Below are 14258 nucleotides of genomic sequence, written 5' to 3'. Positions count from 1 at the left end.
GAGAACGGCACCGCGTCCGACCCGATGCGCCCGTCCGACCACGTTGACGGCGCGGGTCCGGCCGACGGCCCCGGCGAGGTCAACCAACCGAAGCTCGGGTTCCTCGGGTACGTTCGGTACTTCTGGCGCCAGCTGACGAGCATGCGCACGGCGCTGTTCCTGCTGATGATGCTCGCGCTGGCCGCGATCCCCGGGTCGCTCGTGCCGCAGCGCACCGCCGACCCCAACGGCGTCGTGCAGTACAAGGCCGACCACCCGCAGCTCTTCCCGGTGCTCGACAAGCTCCAGGTCTTCGACACCTACACCTCGGTGTGGTTCTCGGCGATCTACCTGCTGCTGTTCGTCTCGCTCATCGGCTGCATCATCCCGCGCACCAGGCACCACTGGCAGGCGTTGCGGACCCGCCCGCCCAGGACCCCCGCCCGACTGACGCGACTCGCGGGCTACCGCAGTGTCCCGGTCGGGCCGGACACGGTGGCGGACGGTGCACGCGGGACGGACCCGGCCACGGGCCTCCCGTCAGCCGACCACGCCGTCACCCGCGCCATGGCGCTGCTGAAGCGCTCCGGGTACCGCGTCGAGCGGTTCGGCGACTCGGTCAGCGCGGAGCGCGGCTACCTGCGCGAGACCGGCAACCTGGTGTTCCACGCCGCGCTCGTCGGCGTGCTCGTCGCCGTCGGGATCGGCGGCGGCTTCGGGTACACCGGACAGCGGCTGCTCGTCGAGGGACAGACCTTCTCGAACGTCCTCGGGTCGTACGACTCGTTCAACCCGGGTCGCTGGTTCCAGCAGACCGACCTCAAGGGCTACAACCTGACCCTCGACAAGTTCGTCACCAAGTACGAGGAGCGGAACCTCGACGCGCTCGGTCAGGCGACGGACTACTCGGCGACGGTGACATCGCAGGCCAAGGGCGGCCAGCCGACGACGGGCCGGCTCGGCGTGAACGACCCGCTGTCCATCGGCGGCACGAACGTGTACCTGCTCGGCAACGGCTACGCCATGGACGTCACGGTGCGCGACGGCGACGGCAACGTGGCGTTCCAGGACGACGTGCCCTTCCTGCCCGCCGACGCGAACTACACGTCGACCGGTGTCGTCAAGGTCCCCGACGCCGCACCGGACCAGCTCGGCATGGTCGGGTTCTTCTACCCGACGGCCGTCAAGCTCGGCACCGGGGCGTTCACGTCGAACTACCCGGACGCCGAGAACCCGCTGCTGACGCTGCAGGTGTACACCGGCAACCTCGGGTTGGACGACGGTGTGCCGCGCAGCGTCTACCAGCTCGACACGAGCGGGCTCACGCAGATCGCCGGGACCAAGTCCGAGGCCAAGAGCATCGAGCTGAAGCCCGGCCAGACCAAGACCCTGCCGCAGGGAGCCGGGTCGATCACGTTCAACGGCGTGAAGCGGTACGTGTCGCTCGACGTGCACCACGACCCCTCGCAGCTGTGGGTCGGCGGGTTCGCCGTGCTCAGCGTGCTCGGGCTGCTGACGTCGCTGTTCGTCCCGCGCCGTCGTGTGTGGGTGAAGGTCGTGCCGCGCACCGGCGCCGAACACGGCGAGTACGACCTCGAGTACGCGGGGCTGGCCCGCGGCGAGGACCCCAATCTCGAACGGGCCGTGGCGGACATCGCCGCCAAGCACGTGTCAGACCTCGGAGTTAGGATTCCCTCGTGGACATGACGACGAACCTCGCGACCTACTCGGTCGTCCTCACCTACTCGGCCATGGCCGTGTACGTGGTGGCGTTCATCTCGTTCGCACTCGACATGGCCAAGCGGTCCGGCGAGGTCACGGTGGGTGCTGACGGCACCGCCGTCGCCACGACCGTACGGCAGCAGCAGGCCAAGACCGTCGCGACGGTGCAGGGCGGCACCGTCGTCCTCGAGCGTGTCGAAGCGCCCGCCAAGACCGGCTCTGGTCGACGCGGGTCGCGGTTCGAGCGCGTCGGCATGGCGATGACCGTCCTGGCGCTCGTGCTGCACGTCGGGGCCATCGTCCTCCGCGGCATCGCAGCCGATCGTGTGCCGTGGGGCAACATGTTCGAGTTCTCGCTGACGGGCACGGGTCTGATCATCGCGATCTTCCTGCTCGTGCAGCTCTGGCAGAACCTGAAGTTCCTCGGTGTCTTCATCACCGGGCTCACGCTGATCCTGCTCGGCATCGCCACGGTCAACTACTACGTGCCGGTCCGGCCGCTCGTGCCCGCGCTCGAGTCCTACTGGCTCGTCCTGCACGTGTTCGTCGCGATCGCCGGTACGGGGTTCTTCGCCCTCGGCGCCGGCCTGGCCGTGTCCCAGCTCATCCAGACCTACCGCCTCAGCCACAGCGGAGCATCCAAGCAGCTCCGTTTCATGGAGACCCTGCCCGACGCCGACCGGCTCGAGGTCCTGACCTACCGCGTCCTGCTCGTGGGCTTCGTGCTCTGGACCTTCACGCTCATCGCGGGCGCCATCTGGGCCGAGCGGGCTTGGGGCCGCTACTGGGGCTGGGACACCAAGGAAGTCTGGACCTTCATCATCTGGGTCATCTACGCCGGGTACATCCACGCCCGTGCCACCCGTGGCTGGCGCGGCGCCCGGTCCTCGTGGCTGGCACTCGTCGGATTCTCCGCGGTGATGTTCAACTTCGCCGTCGTCAACGTGTTCTTCAAGGGGCTGCACAGCTACTCCGGCCTGTGAGCCACTGACGCTGCAACGCTGCGAGCACGGTGTCGGTCCGACCGACACCGTGCTCCTCCCGTTCCGGGGTACTGACCGGTCGCTCCGTCACTGGCGCTGGTCACTGGCCCTGCTCACCGGCCTTGCTCACCGGCACTGGCTCCGCTCGTTGGACCCGGTCGCCCTCCCGTGGTCGCACGACTTGCCGCTGGTTGGTCGTCGTGGTTGCAGAAGCTGCCGCCTTCGAGCCCCGCGAGCGGCCGTTTGCGCGACTTCGGCAACGCTGAGCGGCAGGTCGTGCGACCACCGCAGCCAGGCGGGCAGGCGGGCAAGCGCCCAGTCCAGGTCGGCTGGCGGCCGACCCGTCAGGAGGCCCGGTGCGCGACCCGCGCGGACGCGACACCCCCGCCGGCCGGTCGCCGAGTGGTCCGAGCACGCCGTCCGCCGAGACGTGGTCGCGCGACTCGCCGCTCAGGTTCGCCGAGGTGCGACGACTCCACCGTGCCGGGGCTCGAGATCCCAGAATTGTGAGACCTCGAGACCTCGAGACCTCGGGACCTCGGGACCTCGGGACCTCGGGCTCGGGACCTCGGGACCCGGGAACCCCGGGAACCCCGGGCGACGCGGCCGCTACACGGTGACGTCCGCCGCGAGCAGCGCGTGGACGCGCTCCGCGCGTGCGCGCCACCAGGCGGTCCGCTCCGGGGATGCGGCGAACCGGGCCAGCAGCGTCGGCGAGACGTCGACGCGGCGCACACCGATCCTCCCGTTCGTGGGCAGCACCGGATCGGAGGTGACGTCACCCAGGAACATCGCGGCGGTCCCGAGCCCGGCGGCGTAGCCCGGCGTCATCGCCGCCGCGGCGAGGAACGCCCCCATCCCCAGCCCGACGGACGTGTCGAGCGCACTCGAGACGACACAGGGCAGGCCCGCATCGGCGATGACCCGCCGTGCCGCGGTGACCCCACCGAGCGGCTGCGCCTTCACCACCAGCACGTCGGCCGCTCCGGCTCGGGCGACCGCGAGCGGGTCCGAGGCCTTGCGCACGCTCTCGTCGGCGGCGATCCGCACCCCGAGTCCGGCGATGCGGCGTCGGAGCTCCGCGAGTTCATCGACGGTCCGACACGGCTGCTCGGCGTACTGGAGGTCGAAGGGCGCCAGCCGCTCCAGGGCAACGACCGCTTCGTCCAGGCTCCAGAGCCCGTTCGCGTCGATCCGCACCGCGGCGTCGGCGCCCATCACCCGCCGGACCTCGGCGACCCGGGCGACGTCGTCCTCGACGGTGGTGCCGGGCTCGGCGACCTTGACCTTGGCGGTGGTGCAGCCGGGGTACCGCGCCAGGAGCCCCTCGACGGCACCGGGGGCCACCGCGGGCACGGTGGCGTTCACCGGGACCGACTGCGCCGCGGGGACGTGCTCGGTCCAGCCGAAGTCGATCGTGCCGCGCAACCACGCGGCGGCCTCGGTGTCCTCGTACTCCACGAAGGGCGAGAACTCGGTCCAGCCCTGCGGGCCGCGCAGGACCAGCGCCTCGCGAGTCGTGATGCCGCGGAACCGCACGCGCATCGGCAGGGCGACGACGTGCGCGTCGGACAACAGGTCGGTCAGGTCGGGGAGCACCGGCCCATCCTCGCAGCGGACGTCACAGTTCCTCGGAGGCGAAGGCCAGGGCGGCGCAATAGCATGCTCCGGTCGGCGACGGTTCCCGTTCGGTGACCATGCAGTGCACGACCGGACACGACGACCAGAGGGAGGCCCCGTGGCGACTGACCCGCCGCAGCGGTCGCCCCGCCCGTCCCGAGCCGCGTCGCCGACGGCACGGACCGCATCGACGCCGAACGGTCGAGCCGCTGCACCCGCCGCTGCTCCGACGTCCGCCAGGCCCACGTCGCCCGGTCGAGGCACCGCCGACTTCGAGCGGCTGATGCAGCGCAACACGGTCGACGTCCGTGCCCAGACCGGCGCGCAGCGTCGTCGTCGTCGCAACCCGATCGTGGGCAAGATCGCACTCGGCCTGGCGATCGTCTCCGCCGCCGTGGACGCCAGCGCGTTCGCGGTCTTCATGGGCGGCGACACCACGTTCGCGTTCGGGATCTGCTTCGTCGTGGTGTTCCTGACCCTCATCGCGGCGATCCTCGGCTTCATCGCCGCGGTCGGGGGGCTCGGACGGTGGTACGGAGCGGTCGGCGTCGTGGTGGCGTTCTTCGCCAACCCGGTGATCCTCGTCGTCCTGCTCGTCATCGTGGCGCCCGAGATGCTGACCGGGATGAGCGGCGCCTGACCCACCCGGCGCACGACCGGGCCGGAGCACCCCGACGCCTGACCCACCCGGCGTCTGATCCACCCGGCGCACGACCGGGCCGGAGCACCCCGGCGATAGGTTGGGACCATGCCCGACACCGTGTCCGACCTGTTCGACCCCGACGTCTGGACGACCGCCCCCGCGTCGGCGTCCTTCACCGACATCACGTACCACAAGCACGTGTCGAAGGGCATCGTCCGCATCGCGTTCGACCGCCCCGAGGTCCGGAACGCCTTCCGTCCCCGGACGGTCGACGAGCTGTACCGCGCCCTCGACGACGCCCGCCAGGACCCCCGCGTCGGCGTCGTCCTGCTGACCGGCAACGGCCCGAGCCCGAAGGACGGCGGCTGGGCGTTCTGCTCCGGCGGTGACCAGCGCATCCGCGGCCGCAGCGGCTACCAGTACGTCGGCGACGAGGGCGCTCCGCCCGAGGGCGTCGACCCGGCCGCCGCACAGGCCTCGATGGGTCGGCTGCACATCCTCGAGGTCCAGCGGCTGATCCGGATGATGCCCAAGGTCGTCATCGCGGTCGTCCCGGGCTGGGCCGCCGGCGGTGGGCACTCGCTGCACGCCATCTGCGACCTGACGATCGCCAGCGCCGAGCACGGCCGGTTCAAGCAGACCGACGCTGACGTGGGCTCGTTCGACGGCGGGTACGGCAGCGCCTACTACGCCAAGCAGATCGGCCAGAAGCTCGCGCGCGAAGTGTTCTTCCTGGCCGAGGAGTACTCCGCCCAGCGCGCGTACGAGATGGGTGCGGTCAACCGGGTGGTGCCGCACGCTGACCTCGAGCACGAGGCGATCCGCTGGGGCGAGACCATCCTGGGCAAGTCACCGACGGCGATCCGGATGCTCAAGTACGCCTTCAACGCGGTCGACGACGGTCTGGTCGGCCAGCAGGTCTTCGCGGGCGAGGCCACCCGTCTCGCCTACGGCACCGAGGAGGCCGTCGAGGGCCGTGACTCGTTCCTCGAGAAGCGCGCCCCGGAGTGGACGTCCTTCCCCTGGCACTACTGATGACCCGACCGCTGGTCACGCTGGACGCGTCGGACCCGCTGGCCGTGCTGCGCGGACTGGAGGCCGCCCTCGCCGGCGGCCCCGCGCTCCTGCCGGTCGCCGAGGACGTCCCGGCGCTGCCGACTCCGCCTCCGGCCGACGTCCCGCAGCGGGTCGCCCTGGTCGTCGAGACGAGCGGGTCCACCGGCACGGGCAAGCGCGTGGCGCTGTCCGCCGACGCGCTGCTGGCCGGTGCGGCCGCCGCCGACCAGGCGCTCGGGGGACCGGGCAGCTGGGTCCTCGCGCTGCCCACCCACTACATCGCGGGCCTCAACGTGCTGACCCGGTCGATCGTCGCGGGCACGACCCCGTCCCTCGTGGCGCCGGGACACTTCACCGCCGAAGCGTTCGCGGACGCCGCGGACCGCCTCGAGGTCGGGCCGGCCGCACCACGCCGGTACACCTCGCTCGTCCCGGTGCAGCTCGCCCGTGTGCTCGACGACGCCCGCGCCACGGCCGCCCTCGCGCGGTTCGACGCGGTCCTCGTCGGCGGACAGGCGACCCCGGCACCCCTCCGCGAGCGGGCCCGCGCCGCCGGCATCCGCGCGGTGACGACGTACGGGGCGAGCGAGACGAGCGGTGGGTGCGTCTACGACGGTGTCCCCTTCGGCACCGTGCAGACGCGACTCGTCGACGGTGAGCTCTGGCTGCACGGACCGATGCTCGCCGAGGGGTACCTCGGGGACGACACCCGGACCGCGTCGACGTTCGTGGTCGACGACGGGCTCCGGTGGTACCGGACGGGCGATGCCGCGACGACCTCGGACGGCGTCGTGCGGGTGCTCGGGCGGCTCGACGACGTCGTCATCTCCGGCGGCGAGAAGGTGCCGCTCGGTCTCGTCGAACGCCACGTGCGCGAACTCCCCGGGCAGGACGCCGCGGTGGTGACCCGACGCTCGTCGGACGAGTGGGGTGAGGTCCCCGTCGTCGTGACCGCCACCCCGATCGACCTCCAGCGGGTCCGAGACCACGTCCAGGCCGCCCTCGGTCGAGCGGCGCGCCCGGCGGCGGTGGTCCTCGTCGACGCGCTGCCGATGCTCAGCGCCGGCAAGCCCGACCGGCGTGCGATCCACGCCCTCGTCGACGACGAATAGGATCGTCACCCGTGGCACGATCGAAGAACGCAACCCAGAAGCAGGGCCGGTCCGGCAACCCGGCGAAGGCCGCCTCGCCGGTGGCCCCGAAGCGTCGTGCGACCGCACGCGACTGGATCGGCGGTGCCCGACTGCGCACGCTGACCCTCGGGGTCGTCCCCGTCGTGCTCGGCACCGCGGTCGGGTTCGTGGACAGCGGCATCGCGGGGGACTTCGGCGACTACCTGTCGCAGGACGCCCACCTGGCGGTCGCACTCCTCGCACTCGCGGTGGCGTTGTTCCTGCAGATCGGCGTGAACTACAGCAACGACTACTCGGACGGGGTCCGCGGCACCGACGAGTTCCGCGTCGGACCCGCACGGCTCACCGGTGCCGGGCTCGCGAAGCCGCGCACCGTGCTGACCGTCGCGCTGACCTTCTTCGGGCTCGCCGCGGTCGCCGGGATCGCCATCGTGGTCATCACGCAGCTGTGGTGGCTGCTCATCGTGGGGGCCGCCGCGATCGTCGCCGCGTGGTTCTACACCGGTGGCAAGAAGCCCTACGGGTACAACGCCCTCGGCGAGGTCTTCGTCTTCGTGTTCTTCGGCCTGGTCGCGGTCCTCGGCACGCAGTACACCCAGATCCAGCAGGTCACCACGAGCGGGTGGGCCGCGGCCGTCGCCGCGGGCTTCTTCGCCTGCGCCGTGCTCATGGTGAACAACATCCGCGACATCGACGAGGACCGGCTCGCCGGCAAGCGCACCCTGGCCGTCGTCCTGGGCAGCGGTGTGGCGCGGACGCTCTACGGCGTGTTCCTGATGCTGCCCTACGTCGTGCTGCTCTGGTTCGTGCTGCTGTACTTCCGCACCGGCTTCACGTACTTCTCGCTGCTGCTCGCCCTGCCGGCACTGCTCATCGGCGTGACGTCGAAGAAACCGCGCGAGCTGATCACCGCGCTGCAGCTGTCGTCGTTCGCGTCGCTGGTGTTCGGCGTGGTGCTCGGCATCACACTCGCCGTCCAGCCGTAGCCGGAACGCCGGAGCCAGCATCGGCACCGGCGCGGCCGCGAGTCAGCCGGCGGTCGGCCCCTCGCGGCGGTCTGCGTGTCGGTCGGCGTCGGACACCGGACGCACCGTCGGCGCGTCCGTGTCCTCGGCGTCGACGAAGTCGTCCTCGAAGTCCGAGTCGGCGTCGTGCGCCGGACGAGGGCGTCGGGACGCGAGGCTCAGCGTGACCTGCTCGCGCAGCCGGGGCAGCGCGATGTAGGACACGAGCAGCCCGACGAGCGCCGCACCGATGGTCGCCCAGTACCAGGGCAGCCCGATCACGAACAGGACGACGAGCGCCGCCGCGAAGATCCCGAGACGGGCGAGGGTGTACACGAGCCACGCTTTCACGCGGCAAGTCTACGGACCCGCACTCCATGAGGCCCGTCACAGACTCCCGACCTAGACTCCGTGCATGATCCGCTTGTGGCTCGTCGTCGCAGTCGCCGCCGTGGCGTTCACGGTGTACGCACTCATCGACTGCGCCACGATGCCCAAGCCCCGTGTCCGGTCGCTCCGCAAGGGCATCTGGGTCCTGTTGATCATCGTCCTGCCGGTACTCGGTGCCCTGCTGTGGTTCCTGCTCGGCCGTGCACCCGCCACCCCCGAGCGCATCGCCCGGTACCGTGGTCCCGAAGACGACCCGGACTTCCTCGGCGAGCAGGCTCCCGAGCGGCCCCGCACGGACAAGGACCAGGACGACGCCACGCTCCGCAACCTCGAAGACCAGTTCCACGACACCGACGACGACGGCCGCGCCGATCGCTGACGCCCCCGCCGGATCGGCCGACCCGGCGTCCGGCAGCCCGGCGTCCGACTTCGCACTCGCGCTCCTGCAGGAAGCAGCCCGCGCGGGCGTGACCGACGTCGTCGTCAGTCCCGGGTCGCGCTCGCAGGCGCTCGCGCTGGCGGCGGTCGCGCTCGAGCGGGCCGGCGGGATCACGGTGCACGTGCGCCTCGACGAGCGCACCGCGGGGTTCTTCGCGCTCGGACTCGCCGTCGAGACCGGCCGTCCGGCGCTCGTCGTCACCACGTCGGGCACCGCGGTCGCCAACCTGCACCCGGCGGTCCTCGAAGCGCACCACTCGGGCGTCCCGATGCTCGTCGTCTCGGCCGACCGTCCCACCGAACTCCGGGGGATCGGCAGCAACCAGACGACGGTGCAGCCGGGGATGTTCGCCGATGCGGCCGCGTTCGTCCGCGACGTCGAGGCGCCGTCCGCGCACGGCATCGACGAGGACACCCGGACGGTCGTGCGCGGCATCGTTCGGGAGGCCGTCGCCGCGGCGTCCGGGCACACCGGCCAGCCCGGCCCGGCCCAGCTGAACGTCGCCTTCCGCGAGCCCCTGTCCGCGACGCTGACCGACGTCGTCGGCGTCCCCGAGGACCAGGTCGACACCGCGTTCGCCGTCCGCCGCGTCCACTCCGGGCTGCCCGTCGCGGAGCTCGCGCCGGACGACGACCCGGCGACGGTCGTGATCGCGGGGCACGACGCTGGTGAGGACGCCGAACGGATCGCGTGGGAGCTCGGAGCGCCGCTGGTCGCCGAGGTCTCGAGCGGGGCGCACTTCGGCCGCAACCTCGTCGTCGCCTACCGTGCGCTGCTCGGTGACCCGGAGTTCGGCGGCCGTGTCCGTCGAGCGGTCGTGCTCGGTCACCCGACACTGTCGCGCGAGGTGCCGGCGCTCCTGCAGCGGGACGACGTCGAGGTCGTGACCGTCCGTGGGGCTGGTGCCGACGCGTACGACCCGAGCCGCGACTCCCGGCTGGTGTCGGACGTCGAGGTGACCGGACGCACCGGTCCCGCCCACCGCGCCTGGGTCGGGCGGTGGGTCGCGGCCAGCCGGGCCGCGCTCGGCGCCGGTGACGCCGGGCCGGACCTGGACGCCAAGCGCTCGGACGACCGCGCCGAGCGGAACCGGTTCCTCCGCGACGAGGTGGCGCTCCGCCGTCGCCCCGTCGACCGCGCCATGCTCGCGGATGCCGTGTGGGGCGTCACCTGGCCGCACGACCGCCTGGTGCTCGGCGCGTCGCAGATCATCCGCGTCGCCGACGGCCGCGTCGCCGGCAAGAAGATCCACGTGCACGCCAACCGCGGCCTGGCCGGCATCGACGGGACCGTCTCGACCGCACTGGGCATCGCCGCCGCCCTCGAGACCACGCAGGCGGCCGGCGGCACCACGCGCGTGCTGCTCGGCGACCTGACCTTCCTGCACGACCTCGGCGCGTTCGTCACCGGGACCGACGAGTCGACACGCCGCGTGCAGGTCGTCGTCGGCAACGACTCGGGCGGCGCCATCTTCCGCGGACTCGAGGTGGCCGAGACCACGCCGGCCGAGGACATGCGGCGCATGATGACCACGCCGCAGCACGTCGACGTCGAGCGGGTCGTCACCGGGCTCGGGTGGGAGTACCGCCGGGCCGCGACCTGGGGCGACCTGGAGCAGGTGCTGACGGACCCGGCGGAGCGGGTCGTCATCGAGGTGCCGCTGGCCGACTGACCGCGCACCGTGCGCGTTCTGGGCGCCGTGCGCTGATGTCCGCGTGGTGCGGGGTTGTTGCCGGGCACGGCGCGGTCTTCCTCGCACCAGCTGCGGATCGCGCACCGTGCTGGAGGCTCGGTGCGGGCTGGCAACGAGCCTCCGGTCCGGTGGTCGGCGCGTCGGTGCACCGTGCGCCTTCTGTGCGTCGTGCGCTGATGTCCGCGTGGTGCGGGGTTGTTGCCGGGCACGGCGCGGTCTTCCTCGCACCAGCTGCGGATCGCGCACCGTGCGGCGGCGCGCTACGGCCGCGCGTCAGCCGCTGCTACGCGAGCGCGTCGCGGATCGGGCGGAACTTCAGGGCCGTCTCGGCGACCTCGCGCTGGGGGTCCGAGCCGCCGACGATGCCGGCGCCGGCCCAGGCCGTGACCGTGCCGTCCGGGTCGATCTGGGCGCTGCGCAGCGCGAGCATCCACTCGCCGTCCCCGGACGCCCCGAACCATCCGACCGGCCCGGCGTACCGCCCCCGGTCGACGCCCTCGAGCTCGGAGACCAGCCGCACGGCGACGTCCGTCGGGGTACCGGCGACGGCGGCGGTGGGGTGGAGCGCGTCGGCGACGTCGAGCGAGGTCGTGCCGACGGGCAGGGTCGCCTGCACATCGCTCGCCAGGTGCCACAGGTTCGGCAGCTGCAGGCGGAAGGGCTCGGGGTCGACGCGGAGGTCGGTGGCGAGCGGACGGAGCGCGTCGACGAGCGACGCGGTCGCGAACGCGTGTTCCTCGACGTCCTTGGCGCTGGCGGCGAGGGCCTCGGCGGCGGCCCGGTCGGCGACGGCGTCCGCGCCCCGGGCGGCACTGCCGGCGAGGACGCGCGCGGTCAGCCGCGTGCCGTCGGTGCGGGCGAGGGTCTCGGGGGTGGCGCCGACCATCCCGTCCACGGCGAACACGACGCACTGCGGGTAGGTGGCGGCGAGGTCGAGCAGCAGTGCTCGCTGGTCGGCCCGCGGCGGCAGGACCCCGACGAGGTCACGAGCGAGGACGACCTTGCGGGCGTCTCCCGCCGTGATGCGTCGCACGGCCTCGGCCACGGACGCGGCGTAGGCGTGCTCGTCGATCCGGCCGGGGCGCAGCGCGACGGACAGGTGCGGTCCGACGTGGGGGACCGGGACGGACGTGCGGGTGAAGGCGAGGGGGGCGGGGTCGGGTGTGGTGTCGATCGCCGTCAACCAGGCCTTGCCCCGGCGCCGCCCCACCACGACCCGCGGGACGATCAGGACGCTGGTGGACGCGGAGTCGTCGGCGAACGCGAAGGTCCCGAACGCCACGAGCCCGGAGCCGCGCAGCTGGACCGGGTCGTCGACCTCGGCGCGGGCGACGATGTCACGCCAGACGGCGGCGGCGTCGCGCATGCGCGTGGGCCCGGTGAACACGAACCGGAGGGCTTCGCCGATCCCGACGATGCCGTCGCCGTTGCGCACGAAGGCGAGCGGTTGGTCGGGGAGCGTGTGGCGGAGCACGGCGCCCGGGTCGTCGAGGATCCGGGTCGAGACCGTGAGCGGCGGCGCCGCCGTGGCGGTTCGGTTCACGGGCCGATCGTACGCGAGGCGTCCGACGCCGGGCCGCGCGGACGGTCGGCTGCGGCCGCTGTCGGCGGACGCGCCCGGCAGGCCCGCGGCCGCGCCGGTCGTTCCGGCAACGCACGGGACGGACCTCTAGGATCAGACGGGTGAGCAGAGCGGACATGCACAAGCGGCCGGACGAAGTGGCGGCCATGTTCGACGACGTCGCGGAGAAGTACGACCTGACCAACGACATCCTCTCCGCCGGCAACGCCCCGCTGTGGCGGGTGGCGACCGTCCGCGCCGTCGATCCCCAGCCGGGCGAGCGCGTCCTCGACATCGCCGCGGGCACCGGCACGAGCGCGGCCGTGATCGCCAAGAAGGGTGCCGACGTCACGGCGCTCGACCTGTCCGCGGGCATGATCGCCGTCGGGCGTGAGCGGCACCCCGAGATCACCTTCGTCGAGGGCGACGCCGAGAACCTGCCCTTCGACGACGACACCTTCGACGCCGTCACCATCTCGTTCGGCCTGCGCAACGTGAACGACCCGCACCAGGCGCTCGGCGAGATGCTCCGGGTGCTCAAGCCCGGCGGGCGCGTCGTGATCTGCGAGTTCTCGACCCCGCCCCTGGCAGCACTGCGGCTCGGCTACGGCGCCTACCTCAAGCGGGTCCTGCCCGGCATCGCGCGCGTGTCGAGCAGCAACCCCGCCGCCTACCGCTACCTGGCCGAGTCGATCGAGGCATGGCCCGAACAGCAGGTCCTCAGCCAGTGGCTGCGCGGCGTCGGCTTCACGATGGTGGCGTACCGCAACCTGACGGCCGGTATCGTCGCCCTGCACCGCGGACGCAAGCCCGTCGCCGGGACCGTGCGCGAGTCCGTCGCCCGTCGTGCCAAGGCGCGCCGGGACCACCAGGGCACCGGCGAGCAGCCGCGTGTCGAGCCGACCGACAGCTGACCGGCACCTCCTCCCGCACACGGCCCCCGAACACGGAGCACCACTTGAACCCGAGCGTCCCGGTCGCACGCCGCGCACCGAGTCTCCGAGCGTCGCTCGGCATCGGCGAGCGGATGTTCGCCAGCCCCGCGGAGCGTCGGTTCATCACCGCCGTGGACGACGGCCTCGAGCTCGTCGAGCAGGGCCTGGACGACGCCATGCGCTCCGCCGACACGCTCGCCGACACGACGAGCCGGTACCTGCTGTCCGCGGGCGGCAAGCGGATCCGCCCCACCCTGACGCTCCTGATCGCGCAGCTCGGCAACGGTGTCACCGACCACGTCGTCAAGGCGGCGGTGAGCGTCGAGACCACGCACCTGGCCTCGCTGTACCACGACGACGTCATGGACGAGGCGCCGGTGCGCCGCGGGGTCCCCGCCGCCCACGTGACGTACGGCAACAACGTCGCGATCCTCACCGGCGACCTGCTCTTCGCCCGCGCCAGCCTGATCACCGCGGACCTGGGGCCCGAGGGCATCCGGATGCAGGCAGAGACCTTCCAACGACTGTGCATGGGGCAGCTGCACGAGACGACTGGTCCGCAGCCCGACGACGACCCCGTCGAGCACTACATCCAGGTGCTCAGCGACAAGACCGGGTCCCTCATCGCGACGGCCGCCCGTGCGGGTGTGCTGTTCTCCGGTGCCGACCGCGCGTACCTCGAGGCCGTCGGGACGTTCGGCGAGAAGGTCGGCGTCGCCTTCCAGCTCGTCGACGACGTGATCGACCTGGCCCCGGCGAAGGACAAGACCGGCAAGATCGCCGGCAACGACCTGCGGGCCGGTGTCGACACGCTGCCCCTGCTGCAGCTCCGGCGTCGTGCGGCGTCCGAGCCGGGTGCCGCCGCGCTGCTCGAGCGGATCGAACGCGACGTCACCGGAGCCCCCGACGACGCGGTCACCACGGACGTGTACCTGTCCGCGGTCGCCGCGCTCCGCGACCACGAGGCCACCGTCGCCACCCGGGCGCTCGCGGCGCAGTGGGCCGGCGAAGCGGTCGTCGCCCTCGAACCGCTGCCCGACGGCGTCGTGAAACGCGCCCTCACACGGTTCGCCGAGTCCGTCGTCGACCGCAGCCGCTGA

At 72.4% G+C, this 14258-nt stretch carries 13 protein-coding genes; 10 read left to right on the top strand and 3 right to left on the bottom strand.

Features of this window, described 5'->3' with window-relative positions; all coding sequences use genetic code 11:
• Positions 1-24: 24 nt before the first annotated feature.
• Both resB and ccsB read left to right on the top strand, forming a co-directional pair.
• A complete protein-coding gene (gene resB, locus DEJ13_RS12450) occupies positions 25-1686 on the top strand; it encodes a cytochrome c biogenesis protein ResB (RefSeq protein ID WP_056120110.1) in 1662 nt (553 codons plus the stop codon).
• Entirely contained in the window at positions 1683-2684 is a 1002-nt protein-coding gene (gene ccsB / locus DEJ13_RS12445; protein WP_111105856.1) for a c-type cytochrome biogenesis protein CcsB, read from the top strand. Before resB ends, ccsB begins: the two co-directional genes overlap by 4 nt.
• Before the next feature lie 609 nt (positions 2685-3293).
• On the opposite strand, the gene DEJ13_RS12440 is transcribed toward ccsB, so the two are convergent.
• On the bottom strand, positions 3294-4283 hold the full coding sequence (locus tag DEJ13_RS12440; protein ID WP_111105605.1) for an o-succinylbenzoate synthase: 990 nt from the start codon (positions 4281-4283) through the stop codon (positions 3294-3296).
• A gap of 304 nt (positions 4284-4587) precedes the next feature.
• Between DEJ13_RS12440 and DEJ13_RS12435 the strand changes: the two genes are divergently transcribed.
• From DEJ13_RS12435 to DEJ13_RS12420, 4 genes are all read left to right on the top strand, one after another.
• Positions 4588-4944: a hypothetical protein gene (locus DEJ13_RS12435; protein WP_146245142.1), complete on the top strand. Its 357-nt coding sequence runs from the start codon at positions 4588-4590 to the stop codon at positions 4942-4944.
• Positions 4945-5052: 108 nt separating this feature from the next.
• The gene (locus DEJ13_RS12430) at positions 5053-5982 is read left to right on the top strand and encodes a 1,4-dihydroxy-2-naphthoyl-CoA synthase (RefSeq protein ID WP_111105603.1); all 930 of its coding nucleotides are present in this window, start codon (positions 5053-5055) and stop codon (positions 5980-5982) included.
• Positions 5982-7115 (top strand): AMP-binding protein, encoded by a 1134-nt coding sequence (locus DEJ13_RS12425; RefSeq protein WP_111105602.1) that lies wholly within the window; start codon positions 5982-5984, stop codon positions 7113-7115. The genes DEJ13_RS12430 and DEJ13_RS12425 overlap by 1 nt, the downstream gene beginning before the upstream one ends.
• Positions 7116-7126: 11 nt before the next feature.
• Complete coding sequence (locus DEJ13_RS12420; RefSeq protein ID WP_258373968.1) at positions 7127-8122, top strand: 1,4-dihydroxy-2-naphthoate polyprenyltransferase; 996 nt, start codon at positions 7127-7129, stop codon at positions 8120-8122.
• 42 nt (positions 8123-8164) lie between these two features.
• Here DEJ13_RS12420 and DEJ13_RS12415 read toward each other — a convergent pair whose 3' ends face one another.
• On the bottom strand, positions 8165-8491 hold the full coding sequence (locus tag DEJ13_RS12415; RefSeq protein ID WP_056118925.1) for a DUF4229 domain-containing protein: 327 nt from the start codon (positions 8489-8491) through the stop codon (positions 8165-8167).
• A 64-nt stretch (positions 8492-8555) separates the two neighbouring features.
• Between DEJ13_RS12415 and DEJ13_RS12410 the strand changes: the two genes are divergently transcribed.
• Together DEJ13_RS12410 and menD are read left to right on the top strand one after the other, a co-directional pair.
• Positions 8556-8909 carry a PLD nuclease N-terminal domain-containing protein gene (locus tag DEJ13_RS12410; RefSeq protein ID WP_056118921.1) on the top strand — a complete coding sequence of 118 codons (354 nt, stop codon included), beginning with the start codon at positions 8556-8558 and terminating at the stop codon, positions 8907-8909.
• Positions 8902-10641, top strand: a complete 1740-nt coding sequence (gene menD / locus DEJ13_RS12405; RefSeq protein ID WP_181436932.1) for a 2-succinyl-5-enolpyruvyl-6-hydroxy-3-cyclohexene-1-carboxylic-acid synthase — start codon at positions 8902-8904, stop codon at positions 10639-10641. The genes DEJ13_RS12410 and menD overlap by 8 nt, the downstream gene beginning before the upstream one ends.
• Before the next feature lie 304 nt (positions 10642-10945).
• On the opposite strand, the gene DEJ13_RS12400 is transcribed toward menD, so the two are convergent.
• Entirely contained in the window at positions 10946-12205 is a 1260-nt protein-coding gene (locus tag DEJ13_RS12400) for an isochorismate synthase (protein ID WP_056118917.1), read from the bottom strand.
• A 140-nt stretch (positions 12206-12345) separates the two neighbouring features.
• On the opposite strand from DEJ13_RS12400, the gene DEJ13_RS12395 reads away from it, so the two are divergent.
• Both DEJ13_RS12395 and DEJ13_RS12390 read left to right on the top strand, forming a co-directional pair.
• Positions 12346-13137: a demethylmenaquinone methyltransferase gene (locus tag DEJ13_RS12395; protein ID WP_111105599.1), complete on the top strand. Its 792-nt coding sequence runs from the start codon at positions 12346-12348 to the stop codon at positions 13135-13137.
• Between the two features lie 44 nt (positions 13138-13181).
• A complete protein-coding gene (locus DEJ13_RS12390; RefSeq protein WP_111105598.1) occupies positions 13182-14258 on the top strand; it encodes a polyprenyl synthetase family protein in 1077 nt (358 codons plus the stop codon).

The sequence above is a fragment of the Curtobacterium sp. MCLR17_007 genome (genome assembly GCF_003234655.2).
Lineage (GTDB): Bacteria > Actinomycetota > Actinomycetes > Actinomycetales > Microbacteriaceae > Curtobacterium.
The sequence above is the reverse complement of the archived record's forward strand: the minus strand, read 5'-3'. Positions and strand labels throughout refer to the sequence as shown.

Bases quoted from the DNA above. Each gene is read 5' to 3' on its own strand.
- resB (WP_056120110.1), top strand. From the start codon at position 25: ATGCGCCCGTCCGACCACGTTGACGGCGCGGGTCCGGCCGACGGCCCC.
- ccsB (WP_111105856.1), top strand. From the start codon at position 1,683: ATGACGACGAACCTCGCGACCTACTCGGTCGTCCTCACCTACTCGGCC.
- DEJ13_RS12435 (WP_146245142.1), top strand. From the start codon at position 4,588: ATGCAGCGCAACACGGTCGACGTCCGTGCCCAGACCGGCGCGCAGCGT.
- DEJ13_RS12430 (WP_111105603.1), top strand. From the start codon at position 5,053: ATGCCCGACACCGTGTCCGACCTGTTCGACCCCGACGTCTGGACGACC.
- DEJ13_RS12425 (WP_111105602.1), top strand. From the start codon at position 5,982: ATGACCCGACCGCTGGTCACGCTGGACGCGTCGGACCCGCTGGCCGTG.
- DEJ13_RS12410 (WP_056118921.1), top strand. From the start codon at position 8,556: ATGATCCGCTTGTGGCTCGTCGTCGCAGTCGCCGCCGTGGCGTTCACG.